The sequence below is a fragment of the Nostoc sp. 'Peltigera membranacea cyanobiont' 232 genome, assembly GCF_002245985.1.
Lineage (GTDB): Bacteria > Cyanobacteriota > Cyanobacteriia > Cyanobacteriales > Nostocaceae > Nostoc.
On the sequence record NZ_NOLK01000153.1, the window covers coordinates 1 to 19,187 of the forward strand.

General features: G+C 42.8%; 12 protein-coding genes and 2 pseudogenes. 4 read left to right on the forward strand and 10 right to left on the reverse strand.

Annotated features, from left to right (window positions below):
* Positions 1-191: 191 nt before the first annotated feature.
* On the reverse strand, positions 192-2,990 hold the full coding sequence (treY, locus tag CDG79_RS32225; protein ID WP_094345766.1) for a malto-oligosyltrehalose synthase: 2,799 nt from the start codon (positions 2,988-2,990) through the stop codon (positions 192-194).
* A 181-nt stretch (positions 2,991-3,171) separates the two neighbouring features.
* Here treY and CDG79_RS32230 point away from each other — a divergent pair, with 181 nt between their 5' ends.
* Entirely contained in the window at positions 3,172-3,462 is a 291-nt protein-coding gene (locus tag CDG79_RS32230) for a hypothetical protein (RefSeq protein WP_223278460.1), read from the forward strand.
* 142 nt (positions 3,463-3,604) lie between these two features.
* On the opposite strand, the gene treZ is transcribed toward CDG79_RS32230, so the two are convergent.
* The 5 genes and pseudogenes from treZ to CDG79_RS32250 all read right to left on the reverse strand — a co-directional run.
* The gene (gene treZ, locus CDG79_RS32235) at positions 3,605-5,452 is read right to left on the reverse strand and encodes a malto-oligosyltrehalose trehalohydrolase (protein ID WP_094345759.1); all 1,848 of its coding nucleotides are present in this window, start codon (positions 5,450-5,452) and stop codon (positions 3,605-3,607) included.
* Positions 5,453-6,092: 640 nt separating this feature from the next.
* A complete protein-coding gene (locus CDG79_RS32240; RefSeq protein WP_094345760.1) occupies positions 6,093-7,115 on the reverse strand; it encodes a DUF2235 domain-containing protein in 1,023 nt (340 codons plus the stop codon).
* Complete coding sequence (locus CDG79_RS41580) at positions 7,090-7,281, reverse strand: hypothetical protein (protein ID WP_143855641.1); 192 nt, start codon at positions 7,279-7,281, stop codon at positions 7,090-7,092. The genes CDG79_RS32240 and CDG79_RS41580 overlap by 26 nt, the downstream gene beginning before the upstream one ends.
* 277 nt (positions 7,282-7,558) lie before the next feature.
* On the reverse strand, positions 7,559-9,514 hold the full coding sequence (locus tag CDG79_RS32245; RefSeq protein WP_094345761.1) for an RICIN domain-containing protein: 1,956 nt from the start codon (positions 9,512-9,514) through the stop codon (positions 7,559-7,561).
* A gap of 476 nt (positions 9,515-9,990) precedes the next feature.
* Positions 9,991-10,398: pseudogene (locus CDG79_RS32250) on the reverse strand (ISKra4 family transposase); the annotation flags it as partial.
* A 69-nt stretch (positions 10,399-10,467) separates the two neighbouring features.
* On the opposite strand from CDG79_RS32250, the pseudogene CDG79_RS44275 reads away from it, so the two are divergent.
* Positions 10,468-10,587: pseudogene (locus tag CDG79_RS44275) on the forward strand (ISKra4 family transposase); the annotation flags it as partial.
* 1,542 nt (positions 10,588-12,129) lie between these two features.
* Here CDG79_RS44275 and CDG79_RS32255 read toward each other — a convergent pair.
* Together CDG79_RS32255 and CDG79_RS32260 are read right to left on the reverse strand one after the other, a co-directional pair.
* Positions 12,130-13,638, reverse strand: a complete 1,509-nt coding sequence (locus tag CDG79_RS32255; protein WP_094345762.1) for a UbiD family decarboxylase — start codon at positions 13,636-13,638, stop codon at positions 12,130-12,132.
* A 444-nt stretch (positions 13,639-14,082) separates the two neighbouring features.
* Positions 14,083-14,805: a carbonic anhydrase gene (locus CDG79_RS32260; RefSeq protein WP_094345763.1), complete on the reverse strand. Its 723-nt coding sequence runs from the start codon at positions 14,803-14,805 to the stop codon at positions 14,083-14,085.
* Positions 14,806-15,379: 574 nt separating this feature from the next.
* Between CDG79_RS32260 and CDG79_RS32265 the strand changes: the two genes are divergently transcribed.
* The gene (locus CDG79_RS32265) at positions 15,380-16,312 is read left to right on the forward strand and encodes an alpha/beta fold hydrolase (RefSeq protein ID WP_094345764.1); all 933 of its coding nucleotides are present in this window, start codon (positions 15,380-15,382) and stop codon (positions 16,310-16,312) included.
* Between the two features lie 65 nt (positions 16,313-16,377).
* Here the strand turns inward: CDG79_RS32265 and CDG79_RS32270 are convergent, their stop codons facing one another.
* Positions 16,378-16,737: a BON domain-containing protein gene (locus tag CDG79_RS32270; RefSeq protein ID WP_094345765.1), complete on the reverse strand. Its 360-nt coding sequence runs from the start codon at positions 16,735-16,737 to the stop codon at positions 16,378-16,380.
* A 345-nt stretch (positions 16,738-17,082) separates the two neighbouring features.
* Here CDG79_RS32270 and ilvN point away from each other — a divergent pair, with 345 nt between their 5' ends.
* Positions 17,083-17,601, forward strand: coding sequence for an acetolactate synthase small subunit (gene ilvN / locus CDG79_RS32275; RefSeq protein WP_094332668.1), 519 nt, complete (start codon positions 17,083-17,085; stop codon positions 17,599-17,601).
* Positions 17,602-17,808: 207 nt separating this feature from the next.
* Here ilvN and CDG79_RS32280 read toward each other — a convergent pair whose 3' ends face one another.
* Positions 17,809-18,954 (reverse strand): SpoIID/LytB domain-containing protein, encoded by a 1,146-nt coding sequence (locus CDG79_RS32280; protein WP_094345767.1) that lies wholly within the window; start codon positions 18,952-18,954, stop codon positions 17,809-17,811.
* Between the last annotated feature and the right edge of the window lie 233 nt (positions 18,955-19,187).

Consider the following 19,187-nt stretch of genomic DNA (forward strand, 5'->3'; position numbering starts at 1 on the left):
CTGCTCCCCTGCTCCCCTGCTCCCCTGCACAAGCACGGGCTTTGAGAGGTGTGGTGAGAAATCCGGGTTACGGTGTTCTCTCTGCGTGAGACAGATTCATCATAATTCGTAATTACTAATGACGCTTGCGGACTCTTAGAGAGTTTTATTACGAATTACGTTAGCGTAGCCCATTACGAATCACGAATTATTTACTCGGCACTACTAACCAATAGAGCAACTGGAAAATCAGCTAGGGCAGATCCGATAGATAATGTTTCTGTTACCTCTAAAGATTGCTGAGTGAGAACGTTTTTCCAGGTGGGGGAAGTTCCAGAGGGTAATAGCAGGTGCGTATCTTGCCAAACTGACTCACCCAAGGGGTTTTCTCCAGGCTGGATGAGGCTTGTTAAAAAGCGAGGCGCGATCGCGATCGCTGTTTGATTCCCTTCCTGTCGCGCAAAGGCGATAATCTGATTGGCGTAGGTTCCCTGAACTTCTAACGGCAGATAGTTGCCATCCTGAAACAATGAAACATAGTTTGTTCTGGCTTGGAGTAATTGAGCCGTTAAAAACAGTTTGATTCTACCGTCTGTTTTGTCGTTCAGTAACTCCTGAATCAGTCCGAGAATATCTGTTTTCACTTGTTCGCGGATGGCGCTTAAGTAAGTACGTCGCTGTTCAAAATCCACGGGACGGCGATTATCTGGATCGACTAGGCTTAATTCCCAAAGTTCTGTTCCTTGATAAAAGTCGGGTACGCCAGGTGTAGTAATCTTCAGTAGAGTTTGGGAAAGGGAATTGAATATCCCATAGTCTGCAATTCGCTGTTGAAAGGGATGAAAGGCTTTTAGAAATTCCTCAGAGATGGAAGGATCGAGTACCTTCTCAATAAAGGAAGTACAAGCTTGTTCGTACTCGCTATCAGGTCGCAACCATGCTGTATGCACTTTTGCTTCTCTAATTGCCTTAATTATATAATCTTTCACTCGTTCCACGAAGGATGCGTGTTCTTGTTCCGCAAAAGGAAACGCCCCTACAAAGGTTTGATAGATAAAATACTCATCGTTGCGATCGGGCATAGCAAACCCGTGGCGATGACTGCGATTTCCTCGATTAATAGCACTCCAGGTATTTACCTGCCGATCCCACTCATCGGGGATTTCTGACAACACATTCAACCTGGTCCGCACATCTTCGCCGCGTTTGGTGTCGTGGGTAGCTGTGGTGTTCATTGTGTGAGGCCAAGTTGCTTGGTGCTGTTTGTTAAAGGCATGAAATTTGGCTAATTCAATCCCAAAATGACTGGGATTTCCCCCGACTTCATTTAGCGACAGCAACCGATTGTAAACATATAATGTGGTGTCTTCTACACCTTTGGCCATTAGCGGCCCGCTATATTGCTGCATCCGCAAGACAAAATATATCCACTGCTCCCGTTCTGTTTGAGTCAGAGAGTTATCAAACTCAAGCAGCATTAACTTTTCAATAAAGGTCAGTTCGTGCTGCAACAGGGGCGTTTGTTCTTTGGCTTGGTTAATTACTTCTTGAATGGTAGCGCGATCGCTATCCCCAATTCCATCGGGGGTAATATAGGTACGGTAAATTGGGAACAGGGTTAGAACTTCGGCGATCGCTCTTTTCAAGCCATTCAGCGTAAAATCATTGCCATAACGATATTTACTAGAAATGTTCTTTAACAAAAGAGCCAAATTGTCAATATCACCCGCTAAATTCTTTTCTAGTATCAGGTGCTTTTTATCCTTCACTACCGAGGCATAATCTGCTCTTGAACCAATAAAATTCTGGTAGATTTTATCGAAGGATGATTCATTTTCAGTTTGACAAAATACGCCATTTACATAGTTAAGAAAGTCATATCCAGATGTCCCTTCGATTGCCCAGTTTTCTGGCAATTCTTCAGTGAGTTCTAAAATCTTTTCGACCGTAATATAAACATCTCCCGTTTTTTCCCGCAGCCGTTCTAGATACTGGATTGGGTTATAGAGTCCATCAATATGGTCAATGCGTAAGCCGGTAAATTTGCCCTCTTCAACTAGCTTTTGAATTAGGCTATGAGTGTTATTAAAAACTCGCACTTCTTCAACTTTAACGGAAATAAGTTCGTTGACGGTAAAGAAACGGCGATAGTTCATTTCTTCCGCCCCGACTTTCCAGAAGGCAAGACGGTAAAATTGGTCATTTAGTAATTCATCTAGCAAGTTAAAGCTTTCTGAATTACCTGGTTCTCCGTTGAAAGTTTGGATATTTTCGTCAATGAATTCGTGGATGGCATCATTTGTGGTGTAGAGTTCCCAAACCAATCCTTTAATAAATGCGATTTGGTCTTGTCGCTGTTTTCCCGCGACTTCTGAGGGCACACTTTTGAGAATATACAAAATCCCTAATAGCTTAATAAAATCGGGATGATTGCGTCCGAGTGTGCGTGTGAGTTTGCCCAGATTATGGGTAATAAATTTTGTATAAGATTCTAATCTTAGCGGCAGTTTTAAGCTGTAATAGTTTACGGTTAAACCGTTTTGTTCGTATTGAAGTTGAATATGTCCGTTTTCTAGGGATACACCATAGAAATCTCCTAGTAGCGGTGCGAGGATTCGCTCTTGGCGATCGCCAAAGGGAGCATTCCAAGAAAGATCGAAGTAGTCAGTATAACTGGAATCTGGGCCGTGTTCCAATATGTCCATCAAGTAATCGTTTTCGCTGCTATAGGCCATGTGGTTGGGCACAATATCTTGTAACCAGCCCATACCTAGAGATTGGACTTCGCCAACTAAGGCATCAAAGGATTCATTCGTTCCCAGTTCTGGGTTAAGTTGAGTGGCATCTACTATATCGTAACCGTGGGTACTCCCAGATCGGGCCTTGAAAATGGGGGAGGCATATAAATCGGAAATACCCAAATCTGCTAGATAAGATGCGATCGCTTTAGCATTGTCAAAACCAAACTGGGGTGTAAACTGAATTCGATAGGTGGCGGTAGGAATTCGCATGAGTTTGTTGTAATAAGAGATGGGGCGATACGGTTTGGTTAACATGTTTGTCTCTCGGAGATCCCCCTAACCCCCCTTAAAAAGGGGGGCTTTTCCCGATTTTTACCCCCTTTTTAAGGGGGTCGCCGCAGGCGGGGGGATCTTATCTGAAACCTATTTAGAGGTGGGGGAATTTGAACCTTTGAGCTTGAACGTTGAACCTTTGAGCTTGAACGTTGAACCTTTGAGCTTGAACGTTGAACCTTTGAGCTTGAACGTTGAACCTTTGAGCTTGAACGTTGAACCTTTGAGCTTGAACGTTGAGCCTTTTAGCTTGAACGTTGAGCCTTTTAGCCTGAACGTTGAACCTTTTAGCCTGAACGTTGAACCTTTTAGCCTGAACGTTGAACCTTTGAGCTTGAACGTTGAACCTTTTAGCCTGAACGTTGAACCTTTGAGCTTGGAACTTGAGGTTATGAGGCTGAAACTTTAGGGAACTCCAAAAAATAAATTATTCAATTTGTCTACTCAACTAGACTTCTTTCTTCCTTGTCTCCCTTGTCTTCCTTGTCCCCCTTGTCCCTCTGCGACGGAATATTTTTTTACTTGGAAATCCCTTAAGTTCTAACTCTCCCTCATCCTTTTTCATACAGTACTAAACTAGTAGGTCGCAATTCCACTTCTTCTCCCGCAGATAGATGTTCAGCAGCTTCAGAACCATGTCCAGACCATGAGGTATCAGCAGAGTCTAACAACTTATTAGCATTTTGCTGAATTGGCAAAGTTACTTTCACTGAAGACGAATTAAAATTCATCACAAATATTAGTTCGCTTGATTCGCACCAACGACGCACGATGACCACCTGCTTATCTTCATCGCTAGTCGCTTCGATGAAATTGCGGTCTTGATTTAAAAGTGCTGGATGCGTCTTGCGTAAATTAATTAACTGGCGATACCAATTCCACAGAACTTTGTGATTACCTTCATTGTGTAATTGCCAATTGAGTTTAGACTTTAGGAAAGTTTCTGCCGATTCGGGATCTGGGGGATCGTCTGCATAGTGAAATGCTTCAAATTCTTGTTTGCGTCCGGCTCGAACTGCTTGAATCAAATCGGGATCGGAGTGACTAACAAAGTAAATGAAGGGTGCAGTTTCTCCATATTCCTCTCCCATAAATAACAGGGGTAAGTTAGGCGAGAGTAGCACAGCGCCAGCAGCTAACTTCAATCCTTCAAAAGAGATCCTCTCAGTGAGGCGTTCTCCTTTCATTTGATTGCCGATTTGATCGTGATTCTGAATGCAGACTGTAAACTGTGAGAAATTGCGATCGCGGCAACTTATGCCATGAAATCTTTTGCGATCGGGCGAATACTTCCAATCGTAGACAAAACTATCATTGTAAGCTTTTGCCAAATCAGCAAGCTGCCCAAAATCGTGATAATATCCTTGGCGATCGCCTGTCAACAGGGTGTGTAATGCGTGGTGAAAATCATCACTCCATTGGGCATCGATTCCATATCCACCCAATTCTGCCGGACGAATAATTTGCGGATTATTCAGATCGCTTTCAGCAATTAAATGGCGTTTCCATTTTTGCCCTTGTTGTGAGAAATGATGAACTGCTTCCGCCAATTCTCGCAAAAAATGCTTGGCTCCCAAGTCGTAAATTGCCTGAATTGCATCAAGTCTCAATGCGTCAATGTGGAATTCGCCCAACCAGTAAAGGGCATTTTCGATAAAATAATTTCGCACACCCTGACTATGGGCATCGTCGAAATTCAGCGCTTCGCCCCACGGCGTTTTATAGGTTTTAGTAAAGTAGGGCGCGAACTGGCTCATGTAGTTGCCTTCTGGCCCAAAGTGGTTATATACCACATCCAGCACTACAGCAATATTGTTTTGGTGGCAAGCATTTACCAGTTCCTTCAGTTCGGCTGGGCTACCGTAAGAATTTTGAACAGCAAAAGGGTAAACGCCGTCATAGCCCCAGTTGCGATATGCAAGAGAAGGTTCAACATGAGTGTCTCCCGGAAACTGGGAGATGGGCATGATTTCAATGGCATTAATTCCCAGTTCCCGCAGTTCCGGTAAGCGGGGAATAATCGCACTGAAAGTTCCTTCTGGTGTAAAAGTACCAACGTGGAGTTCATAAAAAATCATCGACTCCACAGGAATACCTGCCCACCCTTCATCAGTCCACTGAAACTGCCGATCGACAATTTGAGACGGCCCATGTACCCCTTCCGGTTGATACTGCGACGCGGGATCGGCAAAAGTATCTTGGCCATTTAAGACATACTGATAAAGCGTACCCGGATACACATCGCTGACTTTCGTTTGCCAGTATCCCTCAGACTGAGGCTTGAGGGGAATTAACTGCTGTTCTGGAGTTAAAATTTTTACTGTAACGCCATCTAATAGCGGAGACCAAACTGTAAATTCACACTCTCCGTTACCCAAGTAGTTAGCACCAATTCTCACGCAGTCTCCTCCCGTCAAATTCTATGTTGTGCTGTATTGTGGTGCGATGGCGTAGCCGCCCGCCGTAGGCGATCGCAATGTGATTGATTGCACAATGTTTACAAACACGCCAGATAGCATAATGGTTTGTCTGCCAGACTTTTTGCTAGCACCTGGAGGCGGATTTTATAATAAAACAAACTCTCTCTAATGACAAATTTAGTTTTGAGTCTCCCCTTGATTCCCTGACTCATTTGACAATGCGCTCACTTTTTCGCATTGCTCCCCTTCAACTGCGATCGCTACAATTGAGCTAATCGGATAGCGAACTCAATGCTGAGTAATCAGCACTCTCGATCGCCGAAGCCAGAAAGACCTAATTCCTAAAAATATTTATCCAGCAAGCGATCGTGTGACTTTCTTGCGCCTAAACCTTAATAGATGCAATTTGGCTTCATAACCCAAGATAACTAACCACGCAAAATTAATTACAGTAATTGCGAGCGAAGCGAAGCAATCGCAAGGGCTGGGATTGCTTCTTTCTCCCCTGCTCCTCCGCTCCTCTGCACCCCTGCTGCCTCAACGATTTTCCCTTTTCTTAGTGCCATTCACTCTTTCCCCTTGACACTAACCCCCTTAATTGAACCGTATTGAGTCCGCTTCACTTTAAATTAAGTTTTTCGGCAAGCCTTTCTAGATTCTTGGGACGGTAGTCCTTTATGGTTTGCCAACGGTTGATCGTGCTTTCGTGAAGATCGTCAATGCGATCGCTCACAGAACGCAGCTTGATTCCTGCCAATTTGAACAACCCAGGATCGTTCTTAAAATGGCAGTTATAATCAGGCTTGATACCCCCTGGAATGACACTTGGGTCGAATTCCAGCCCCAATTTCAGAGTATCGGTGATTGAATCCATCATCCACTGCAAGGTTGCGTCTGATAACCCCTTGTGTTCATTCGTTCCACCGCCGACGCAGCCATGTTCGCCGGGAAACCAAACTTCAATAACCCTCTGGTTTTCAGCATCAGGGTTTTTCGTCATTGGGGTGACAGCGAAGATTTCGCGGATTTCGTCGATCGCAACAGCATGTAACGCATTCTGTATACAATCGTTTAAAGTGGTGTCGTGAAATTTGTATTTCTTATTTATCTGTTCGTTAAACTGGTTGAAAGCTGGTATTCCTGGGATACCAAGGGCCCCGACGGTATCGAAGCAAGCAAGCAAGGCGATCGGGACGCGAGCGCCCTTTTCTTTACGGTATTTGGCTGCTTTTTCATCCTTTGGTTTAATGTTTCGGTCACGATAAAGCTCGTAAGCATAAGGTGCGTCGGTAATATGAGAGCGTTCAAGCAGACCTGAGCAATAGATCATTCCCGCTAGACTCCTGACTGTGTAAGCACCTCGACTGAACCCGAACAGATAGATTTCATCGCCTGGAACATAGTTAAGACTCAGAAAACGGTAGCCATCTTGTATATTTTTATCGATCCCTAGTCCGGTGGCTCCGCCTATAAGTTTAGTAGCCTGACTGTCTGTTCCAACCCCCTCATCATAAAACACGATCTGTGGAGTCCCATCACTAGCGGTCGGTTTCACTGTCTGAGCAAGCTTAATCACATTGCTTGGGCAAGGACTAGTTAACTGTTGCCAAGTTCCATCACAACATACAACAAGACGTTTCATGTTCTATCTCAGAGCTTTTGATTAATGGAATAAATTTCGGTTGCAAAGAAGTGTGTACTAATTGAGACAGTTCAGGAATACATGGCACAACTACCTCTGATTGTCTTTTTTTGGCGATCGCAGGGAAAGTTGATGAAGGAATGAAAATTTTATCCTTGATTTCCATTCTTCATCAACTCCATTGCCTTAGATTTGACAGGTAACTTTTATCTCACACATAACAATTCTGTTTCCTGTCAAATTTCACCCTTTTCTCTCTGATTTCTATTCGTTCATAACTCCAACAAAAACTGGCTGGATATAATTAAGAGCTTTTTTAGATTATCTTATTGAGTTAAAATCTAAAATGCTTAAAAAGCTTATCCACCAAGCAATAGAGGAGTAATAAGCAACGAAAATGAGCTAACCGAGAACTGGTGGGCTACTGCGTTTTGATTTGTCGGTCAGGACTTACGTTTAATCGATGTAGTCTCCGCCGAATAGATAATATGAAGTTTTTCTTTTGTTACTATCTGATCCCACAAATTGCCCCAACCATTTTTCAATGCGGTTATAACGGGTTTATTTTCTTGAGTCAAATTATCGAGCAGAATCGTCTCGATAACGATAGGTGTGATCCAGACTAAGGCATAATAAGCGGGGATGCTTTTCATCACACCATACCCCTGCACCGCATAGATATAGTCCATCATGCCCACAAGGGAAAGCAGACTGTTGTCTTCCAAGAACTCATAAAAAGTTTTTTCCAGCAATGCCGTTGGTGGCTCTGGTGGCATCGGACTTTGTTGACCCATAATTTCCCAATGAAGGATATTGTATCTGATCAGGTCAACAGAAATTTGAAGTTTTAACGTGTTTGGATCGTAATCTTGGGGGAGACCTAGTAAGGCTAAAGCCTTAAAAACGACGTATGTGGGATATTCAATTATGGTATCTACATGAAAAGTTGGTGGAAATTCCTCTGTGGTGACAATTCCTCTAAAATTCGGATTATTCTTAACGAAATCGATTTGATCGTTGCCCTCTAAAAATTCCTCCAGATCCTTGGTCATTTTAGAATAGGCAGGTGATAAATAACATGTGCCTAACTCACAGACTGTCTTTTCAGTTGAACCGCTCGGATAAGGCCCGTCTTTAATGAAGGTATGGGTTTTTCCACAATATCGGTCGGTTGATTCCAGAATTTCTATATTGGTGTATCCCAACCTCTTGAGTCTAACAGCAAACAAGAGACCGCTAACGCCAGCACCCAAGATGACAATGGGCGCTTCTAAGTTCGTTGGCAATGCATGTCTGGCACTGTCCACAGTGTTAAGCATCAGTTCGCCATAATCCCAGCAATGCAAGGCCGATTCAAAACAAGTGAATCCATGCACATGCAAGGTATTATTTTGTCCCTGCGATTTCAGAAGCTCCCACGGCAAGCCCTTTTTCAAGTCTTCATTGGAGAAGTGATCGAAGTATGGCGTAGTCACAGTTTCTAGTATCGTGTAATTGCTAGAGAATGGCCACCACTTGCTGTCTTTCAATTGCTGTTCAAGTATTTTCTCAAAATCGCTGGCAGACAATGGCTTCTTTTCGTCTACTAATTGATAGACCGTCACCAAGTTATGCTGCATCCCATTGGCAACCTCTATTCCAAATTGCTTGGCAGATTCGTTACGAAATGCATAGACACTTCCGTCCATTACATCCAATGAATGCGGAGCAAAGATGACAGCATGTTTCTGGGGAGATTTAACCTCGACTTGGAGTAGCGATGTATGGAATGTGAAATTTATCAACTTGCCGAAGATACCGAGTTCTGTAGGCGTGTAATCACAAATTTTAGACAAGTTCCTGGGATCGCAAGCTACGACAAGTAATTCACAGTCTTTTTTAATAATGGTTTCGTTCTTACCCTTGATTTTGTATTCAAGCTTGACCAAGTTTGAATGTGAGGACGAAGAAGATGTTACAGCCTCAAATATCCATTTTTGATTTTCGCCTTGATTCTTAGTCCACTGTTGGACATTACCGCCATCAATCTTGCTATGAGCTGCTACCTCTAAAGCTTTGCCGCTTTCTTTATTAATTAGGTTGAAACTGCCATTACCAGCATCTTGCACGAGCCATTGTTGATTTTCGCCTTGATTTTTAGTCCACTGTTGGACATTAGCGCCATCAATCTTGCTATGAGCTACTACATCTAAAGCTTTGCCGCTTTCTTTATTAATTAGATTGAAACTGCCATTACCAGCATCTTGGAGGAGCCATTGTTGATTTTCACCTTGATTCTTAGTCCACTGTTGGACATTAGCGCCATCAATCTTGCTATGAGCTACTACATCTAAAGCTTTGCCGCTTTCTTTATTAATTAGGTAGTAGTGTGTTCCTGGAGTCGGTAGTGTTGAAGTCATAGTTGACACCTTTTAAATCTCGAAATATTGAATACTGGAGTTTAGACTAACGCATGACAAAATGACTCAGTGCCCCTGCGCTAATAAACTAAGCTAATCGGCATTTAATTTGCATAATTAGGGCGCTTATGTTGCCCACCCCACAAGAAATTGAGAAAATTTCAATATGCAAATTAAATGTGTTTTAGCTTACCTGTCACCAATGGCAATCCAACTTGCCCACGCAGCATAGATGATACTGTCATTCCATGTTTCGTAAATAAATTGGCTCTATCTCGTACTTAGATGAAGTCGAGTATAAGCATCGATTAACCATTAAGTAACTGCTTATTTGTCTACAAAAACAATAACATCAATAGCTGTAAATTTAAATAGTATTGGACTATACATATTTCTGCGGTTTATGGAACCTCAGTTTAGGTAGTATCCCCCCCTGAATGCAGGGCTGTTGGGAGCATCTCACTTTTTCAAGTGGCTCAAACAGGCAATAATCCATTTAGGCAAGCACAACGATGGGCAAAGACTTGAGGCACATTTTCCCGCTTCCACTGCGCCCCGGAAATCTTAGTTCGACGGTCAACCTGTTTAACGGCAGATTCAACCAACCCAGAACCAATCGAACAAATTTGTTCAGCTTGATGATATTCGTAATTTAATGATGCGTAGGCGTAGCCCCCCGCAGGCATCGCGATGTTTATCGAGATAATGACCGAAGTTTTGCGCTTGTTTCCCCTTACAAGCAAGTAAATAAGGCTTTAGCTGCCTCAACCCGGCCTTTCCATAGTAGAGCCTGGGAAGAGTTTCAAGCGTTTGAGTTAACCCCCAACTTTGTGGAGGTTTTCGATTAAATGGAACAAATCTTGTACTTCTCGACGTTGTACATCAGATGGGGAGCATCCCACTTTGGCAGATTTACTAGTGATGGCAAAATAGAGGGAAATATATAAGCCGCGATAACTCAAGAAAAGCAAGCACGTCTGCAAGCCTGTCTGCAAGAACTAGCAAGCATACTATATGAAGAAACAAACCCCGCCCAATTAAACAACCTAGAAAGCATTGAAAAAACCGTGCGATGCCTATGGCGGTAAACAACGCAAATTTTAGAAAATCAGGCTCTGTCTGTACGTTGCGCTTATCTGAATGGTTTACTAGCTATTTAACTTAATCGTTCTTATTTGAACAAGGCTTGCTTGCGATCGCACCCTTTATTTGGTTGCAACTTTTTACTTTTTCTTGCGCTTAAACCTTAATAGATGCAATTTGGCTTCATCTAATCTTCCAAGAGGCAATACAGACCGCCCGATTATGGACTCATACCACCAGTGATAACTGCAATAGCGACAGCAAGAGGAGCATTCACTCATGGGATTCGACCCCGGATAAGGGACTTCCAAAAAATAAAATATACAGTAGGGTGTGTTAGGCGAAAGCCGTAACGCACCGAGATATCTGGCGGTGCGTTACGCTGTCGCTAACGCACCCTACAAAATTGGATATTTTTTTAATTGGAAGTCCCTAAATTGAAGTTAGTGTTGGTAGCAGGGAGAATAGGGCCCAAAGAGGTGAGAATAGTAAAAATCTTGGTCAATAAAATTGGATCGGATTTATGAAACAGTTTTTTTTATAAAAATACTTGGTAGAAGTACATTTGTCTAGGTTAGTTACTACCACAAAAAAAACTGTCATAGTTACAATCAGGTAAACAATCACTTAAGAAATATATTAGAAATAGCGATCCAATAATTTCTCCACGCTGAAATATTAAATGCTATTAGAAATTGAAATATTTTTCTGCGCTCAACAATAGTAAAAAACGTGAGCTAGAGTTTTGATGTATTTTTCCTAGTATTTATGATTGAAATTGTTAGATTTTATGTTGAAAATAACGGTACTTGTTTTTGTAGTGTTCTCTATGTTTTATATTCTAATTTTAAAGGATGCTGACACGTCTATGGTTTATATGTTAGGTGCAATGGTTTGTACACTATTATTAATAAGCAATAAACTCTCACCTAGAAATTAAGACTTTTTGCACCTCTACCAAATAGTAGATTTGGTAGAGGTGCAAAAACGCCGATTATTCAGACGTTCATAGACTCGCTTTTCGCGTCGCTATCCGCCAGTCGTATAGAATACCTAACTAAATTCTGTTAGCGGTAGCGGGGCGTTTAGCCCTTTCTGACTCCTGAATTCTGTTTCGATGTTGTTATTTAACGTGTCGCGGAAGTCCCCACCTTCAATGTACTCATAAGGTGAGGATAGGGAGCGGGGGATAAGGATTGCATCTGATATTGATTTTTTGCAAGAGCAAAAACAAATATCAGATGTATGACGAATCCCCAGAATTTTCTGATAGAATTATTTGGTCTTGACCATCAATGCCATAAGCGAAAACCAAGCTAACAGGTGAGGCACTCCGCCCTTGCGGTTCCCCGACTTGAAGGAAGTGCCGAACCCGTAAGGGTATATGTTGCAAGAGAAAGATTTGGGTCTTGGGAACCAGGACTCCTGCCCTTGGAGGGAATGTCAGACTTGTCTTTTACTATGGAGTTCTGGAAGCTATTCCCGATGAATTGGGAAGCTCCGTCCGTCTTACGGCGGAGTAGTTCACCACCTTACCTCATATCATAGCCAAACAAATTCGGGTCTACTTCTCCCAACTGTAACTCTGCTAAACCATACTCTGCCCATCGCCTCTCTACCATCGCCGCCACATCTGGGTCAGATTCCAAAGGCGAACCCCATTCATGGTCTGTTTCCGGCGGAATCTTTGTAGTCGCATCAATTCCCATCCGTCCACCTAAGCCAATCTTTTCACTAGCAAAATCCAATGTATCAAATGGTGTATTCGGCAAAATAAACACATCTCGTACTGGGTCAACTTTGGAACTAATCGCCCACACGACTTGACGCGGATCGCGAATATTGATGTCTTTATCTACAACAATTACAAATTTAGTGTAAGTAAATTGTGGTAAAGCACTCCAAAAAGCTAAAGCTGCTCGTCGCGCTTGTCCGGGATATGCTTTATCAATGGAAATAATCGCTGCTTTGTAACTCAAAGCTTCCATTGGGAGGAAGAAATCGACAATTTCTGATACCTGTTGGCGCAGTATGGGCGTATAAATGCGATTTAGTGCGATCGCCATCATCGCTTCTTCTTTTGGTGGACGACCGCTAAATGTTGTTAAGTAAATCGGATTTTTCCGGTGTGTCATACACTCAAAGCGTACCAATGGCGAATCTTCCACGCCGCCATAATAACCCATGTGGTCGCCAAAGGGCCCATCTGGTAAGACTTCTCCTGGTGTAATCGTTCCTTCCAAGACAAATTCTGAATCTGCGGGAACTTCCAAATCGACGGTTTTACATTTTGCCAACTGCACACCAGAACCGCCATATAGTCCAGCAAACAGCCATTCTGATAAATCTACAGGGATGGGCGTGGCAGCTGCCATAATAATTAGAGGATCTACACCAAGTGCGATCGCAACTTCTAATTTCTTCCCACGTTCTGCGGCTTTTCGCAAATGCCTCGCCCCACCCCGCACCGATAACCAGTGAACAGTCATCGTATTTTTCGATTGTAGTTGCAAGCGATACACACCTACATTTGGAGTACCCGTCTCACAATCCTTGGTAATTACCAGTCCCAGCGTGATAATCTTGCCAGCATCACCACAATAAGGACGTATCAAAGGTAACTTGTTTAAATCTAAATCATTACCTTGAAGCACAACTTGCTGACAAGCGGGGAAAAAGTCCCATCCTGGTTTCGCCTTCACCACATCAAACAGCACTTTGCCAAAATCTATCGCTTGGGAAATCTTCTTCGGCGGTTTTGGTTGTTGTAGCATACTCAGTTTTTTCCCCAGAGTTTCCAACTCCTCTGGATGCTGCATATTCATCGCCCAACAAATCCTTTCTACAGTTCCCATCAAATTCACCGCCACCGGAAAGGAAGCACCTTTGACATTTTCAAACAACAACCCTGGCCCACCTTTTTGCAGCATCCGGTTGGAAATCTCAGCAATTTCTAAGTCTGGGTCAACTAAAGCTGAAATCCGCCGTAATTGTCCTCTTTCTTCTAGAATTTTAATGAATCCCCGTAAGTCTCTCGCCATTGTTCTAATAAAGCTGATTATTTAAGAAGTGTGAAGCGCTTTCTTATATTATGGGGCATTGGGGATTGGGCATTGAGGACTGGCAAAGAACAAGAGAGAATTTGTTCAATCATTCTCCCTTGTCTTCCACTCCGTCATCTATCCATTTGGGAAATTGCTGGTTTTAATTGGAAATTAACCTATTTAGTAACTTTTCTTAACTGTGTTTTCCAAAGTATTTAGTTATTGTATCTAGGGATACGCAATTATTTTTTATAAATAAGCGCTAACCTAATCAAACATGGCCAGAATATACTATACCTTCCTGGCAGGCGGCTTTGTTATATGTCCCCTGCTGGGTTTATTTGTTACAAGCTTTGACAGTGCCTTGTATCGATAAAGGTTGAATTAATAAATAAAGTTATAAATATCGTTAAAATCAAAACTCCAAAAAATCTAGAGTATTCAAGTAATAATGTTGACTTTACCTGTGTCAATATCATAACAAGCACCGACAATTTTTAGTTTACCTTCACCAAGCAATTTGGCTAAAATTGTTGAGCTTTCCTGCAACTTTTCAGTCTGATATTGAATGTTAGCTATAACCACATCCTGCATATTATCACCCGTTCTAAACTTTACCCTTTCTATAGATGGTTTGATGCTCTCAATAATTAAACCAATTCTGCCAGGAAGTGCTTCATTTTTGAGCGCTTCCGCGACTGCACCGCATCTTTTATGACCTAATACCACAATCAACCGCGAACCTAATACTGTTGTAGAGTATTCCAGACTACCTATAACCGTATCACTAACCACATTACCAGCAACACGGACGACAAATAAATCTCCAAGTCCTTGATCGAAGACAATTTCCGCAGGTACTCTTGAATCTGCACAGCCCAATATAGCTGCAAAGGGATACTGAGCTTTAGCAACTAATAGTAGACGTTCTAGTGATTGACTGAGATATTGACGTTTTTGATGGATAAATCTTTGATTACCATCTAGCAAGCGTCTAATGGCTTCATTTGGACTGATTGGATTAGGGTTAACTGGGTGAATATCTGCAACAGCAGTTTGCTCTAGATTCCAAAAGCTATCAGCGAAAGCAGTAGCTGCAACACCTAGGAAACTGGCAAATTTTAAGAAATCACGTCGCCCGACAAATCCATTAATTCGAGTCATCAATCTACCTGACAACAACAAAGCTTTTTCCAATAAAATATCATATTTAAGCAGGATGTAAGAGTACCTTGTTACACGGTTTAAGAGTCATTTAATATTCACATAACATCGTAGTTTTTAATTTAGAAACTATCCAAAGTGATTATTCTATGCATCAAGTAAATTTGAGCCTATTTGTCAAAATTAAGCCCTGACTAACTATAAATATAATATTTTCTTAATCGATCACTCTCTTGTTGATAAAAAATATAATTCGTGTCAACAGTCAAAACGACCTATTGTTTATATTTCCTGTATTTTTGGGAATACTTAACACAGTACTGGCTATAGAGATGGCTTTTTTAAATAAAATAAACTGGAATTTCCTACGTAAAAATCCTCCAAATAGCCCTGGGATAGATCCTTCTGCCCTCAGCCAACAATCTGCAACACTATCAACCCCCAAAAACCTAGCTAAATTAGAGCATGAAAAGGGAACAACTAGGAAAACCTTGAAGTAATTCTTGGAAGCCCCGCACCTTCAGGTCGGGGTGATGTCACAATAGAATTTAAAGCTGATGAATTAAAGGAGACTGTGACTACTACACTACACTGGCAAGAGCGGGTTGGTAATCAAAGGGATTGGGTTTGGCGCGGCTGGCAAACTCGCTATACTTACATTCGCTCTGCCCAAAATCATCAGAAGACAACACCCCTGATATTGCTACATGGCTTCGGCGCTTCCATTGGTCATTGGCGACATAATTTAGAAGTGTTGGCTGAAAATCACACTGTTTACGCCATCGATATGCTGGGTTTTGGCGCTTCGGAAAAAGCCGCAGCTAATTACAGCATCGAACTCTGGGTTGAGCAGGTTTACGATTTTTGGAAAACATTTATCCGTGAACCAGCGATTTTGGTGGGCAATTCCAACGGTTCGCTGATTTCGATGGCCGCCGCAGCTACCCACCCCGATATGGTGCTGGGTATGGTGATGATGAGTTTACCAGACCCTTCGCTAGAGCAAGAAGCAATCCCGCCTGTGTTGCAACCAGTTGTCAGAGCAATTAAAAATATTGTCGCTTCGCCGTTGATTCTAAAACCCGTGTTTAACTTCGTGCGCCGTCCTGGGGTGCTGCGTCGTTGGGCTAGTATCGCCTACGCCAACCCAGAGGCGATTACCGATGAACTCATAGAAATTTTAGCTGGCCCTCCCCAAGACAGAGGTTCGGCGAGGGCTTTTAGTGCTTTGTTCAAAGCTGCGATCGGAATTAACTTTAGTCCCAGCGTCAAGATAGTGTTACCAACCTTAACAATTCCGATGCTGTTAATTTGGGGACAAAAGGATCGGTTTGTTCCCCCAGCCCTGGCTAGCCAATTCGCCCAGTACAACGAGAAGTTGGAAGTGCTGAATTTGGAAAACGTAGGGCATTGTCCCCATGATGAATGTCCTGAACTAGTTAACCAAGCTATTTTAGATTGGATTGAGAGATGGGTTAGCGATCGCCAGCCATCACTTACTTCCTAAATTATGATCCAATGGCAGCGATCGCACTAGCCAATCCCACTATTGAATTTTAAATTGCTTAACGCCTAGCCAATCGTGGCCTGGTTAGTGTCAACATCTGTAGCACCATTCACAGAATTAGCTACAGAAACCATCTTATTGAGAATTTCTTGGCTGGGAACTGTCCCTTTCAACACCACTGTGCTACCCGTCTGAGCAACCCAAAGGGTATTAACATCATCAAGTTGGGGATCTTGATCGAATGCCAACGCTACCCGCTTTGCCAAGCCACTTTGGTCGTATTCGCCGCTTAATCCTAAACGTTCTGGGGGTATTGATTGCGTAGCAACGTTACTACTAGTATCTGGCGCTATTGACTGCGGAGCAGGATTTACTTCTGCATTTTCGGGTTTTTCCATTCCAAATAATCTTTGTAACCAACCCATAAAAACTTTTCTCCTATTAGAGGCTTAATTAAAGCTGAGTATAAAAGGTTTACCAAAATTCCGCATCTACCTATGAAAAGAGATTCATTGAATGAAACTCTTCCTTGCAGAATGATTTTTACCCAATTTATCTTTAGAGAATGCAATGAGTGCAACTATTGAGTTTACAATAAAAGGTCGCACTGACAATTAGTGCAGTAGTACATGACAGTAGAAAAAACATACATTTGACAAAATGTCAAGAGTTTAAAACTCAAGGAATTTTGAATTTTGAATGAGTGAATTCTGCAAAGTGGTACTAGTGTCTGCGTTACTCAATTCCTGCTCTAGCCTCTATTGGCGAAGATGAAACATACCCTTTCAGTTCTGGTAGAAGATGAGGCGGGTGTTCTTTCCCGCATTTCTGGTTTATTCGCCCGTCGCGGCTTTAATATTGAAAGCCTTGCTGTTGGCCCTGCTGAACAAGGAGGAGTCTCCCGCATTACGATGGTTGTACCTGGTGACGATCGCGTGATCGAGCAACTCACCAAGCAACTATATAAGTTAGTCAATGTTCTTAAGGTACAGGATATTACCGAAAACCCTTGCGTAGAGAGGGAACTGATGCTTTTGAAGGTGAATGCTAGCACCAGCAATCGCTCAGAAGTGATCGAATTGTCACAGATTTTCCGGGCGCGAGTCGTGGATGTAGCTGAAGATTTTCTCACCTTAGAAGTTGTGGGAGATCCGGGTAAGATGGTAGCGATCGTGCAGGTGTTGCAAAAATTTGGTTTGAAAGAAATCGCCCGCACTGGGAAAATTGCTCTGACTCGTGAATCGGGTGTGAATACCGAGTTACTCAAGTCTTTGGAAGCAAAAGTTTAAGTAGGTTGGTGCAATTAAAGCTAAATGGCAAAGGCTGTCCTTTGTCATTGGTCATTAGTAAGGGCTTTAAGCCTGTTTGCCTTTTGTAACATATAGCAACCGCCTTGGTGGTTAGGACATATATACAGCGATCGCTCTACAAGAAAAGAGACTACTTTCAATTTATGCTCAAACCGCCTTGACGGTTGCTATAAGTACAGAAGTTCGCTACTTCGCCTGAATTGGTGTTAGGGCTACACCTTGATAATAATGTCCCAAAATTTGCAGGTGGTTAACTCCTTGCCGAGCCAGATTGTACGCCCCCCATTGACTCATACCTAAAGCATGACCGTAGCCAAGCCCTTGCAGTACAAAACTACCATCGGCTCCCTTGGTAACGGTAAAGCGGGTACTCTTTATCTTCAGGGCTGTTCGCACTTCCTCACCCTGTAGCACCTTCGTACCCTTATTGCCGATAATTCTCAAGACTTTCACACTGCGGAAAGGCGAGTATGTCTCTGGAGTCATCGCCGTCACACTGCCAACTCCCGGAAATTTAGCGCTAATTTCAGTTGGCGAGAAGGTTTTCACCCAATTACACTCGCTGATATTTTGATCGTAGTCTTGAACAGCCCGTAGGTAAGGCTCGTTGCTTCCCCAAACATCTTCTACATTTTCGGTGTGTCCCCCAGAACAAGCGTGGAAAACTGAGAGAATAATCTGGTTTTTGTAAGTTAGTACCTGCCCTAGTGTGGAATCCACTGCGGCGTAAGTAGCAGGAGCCTCACTGATGACACCTTTGTAAATTTGCCAACGATCCGGGGTATTGCCTAAATCGAAAACGGGATTATTCCGTTGTTTTTCTCGTTCGTAAAGAGCATAAGTGCGGGCTGCGATCGCTTGGGCTTTTAGAGCCTCTTGGGGCCAGCTAGCATCCATTTCCCCACCAAGAACGCTATAAAGATATTCTTGGTCATCAACCCAATTAACAGCCGTTAAGCCTTTTTCTGTGGGAACAACCAGAGTTCTGCCCCGATACCAGCGATCGCCAATATAAACGAATCCTTTACCTGTTGGCTCAATCCAAAATAAACCAGATTGCCACTTATCTAAAGCAACTCCGCCAGGAATAGCTTGGGCATAATACGCACTCATTGCTGGTAACTGTCCGAGAGTTCGTCCGGTACTATCCTTGACAATCCCAGTGGTGGAACTGCCCACTTTTACCTGATTAACACCCCTCTCAATTGCCACGCGCAGAATTACAGACGCTTGCGCCGGGGCAACCAAAGCAATCCATAAGAGGACACTTACCCACCAATGACGTACTTTAATCTGGGAAAATAAAAAGCCTAAGTAAAGTTGGAATTTCATGCTGGTCATCTAATCACACTAGTATCTAATTGACGCTCTAGGTTTTTGCGTCTACTACTTTAAGATGAGACACCACTCCAACGTAGGAGGTTGCCACCTCTTACTAATTATGCATTTTGCTTTAGCCATCAGCTAGAAATCATGAAGCAGGGGGCAAAAGGAGAATATACTCTCATATCAATTCCCAATTCCCAATCCCCAATTCCCAATCCCCAATCCCCAATTCCCAATCC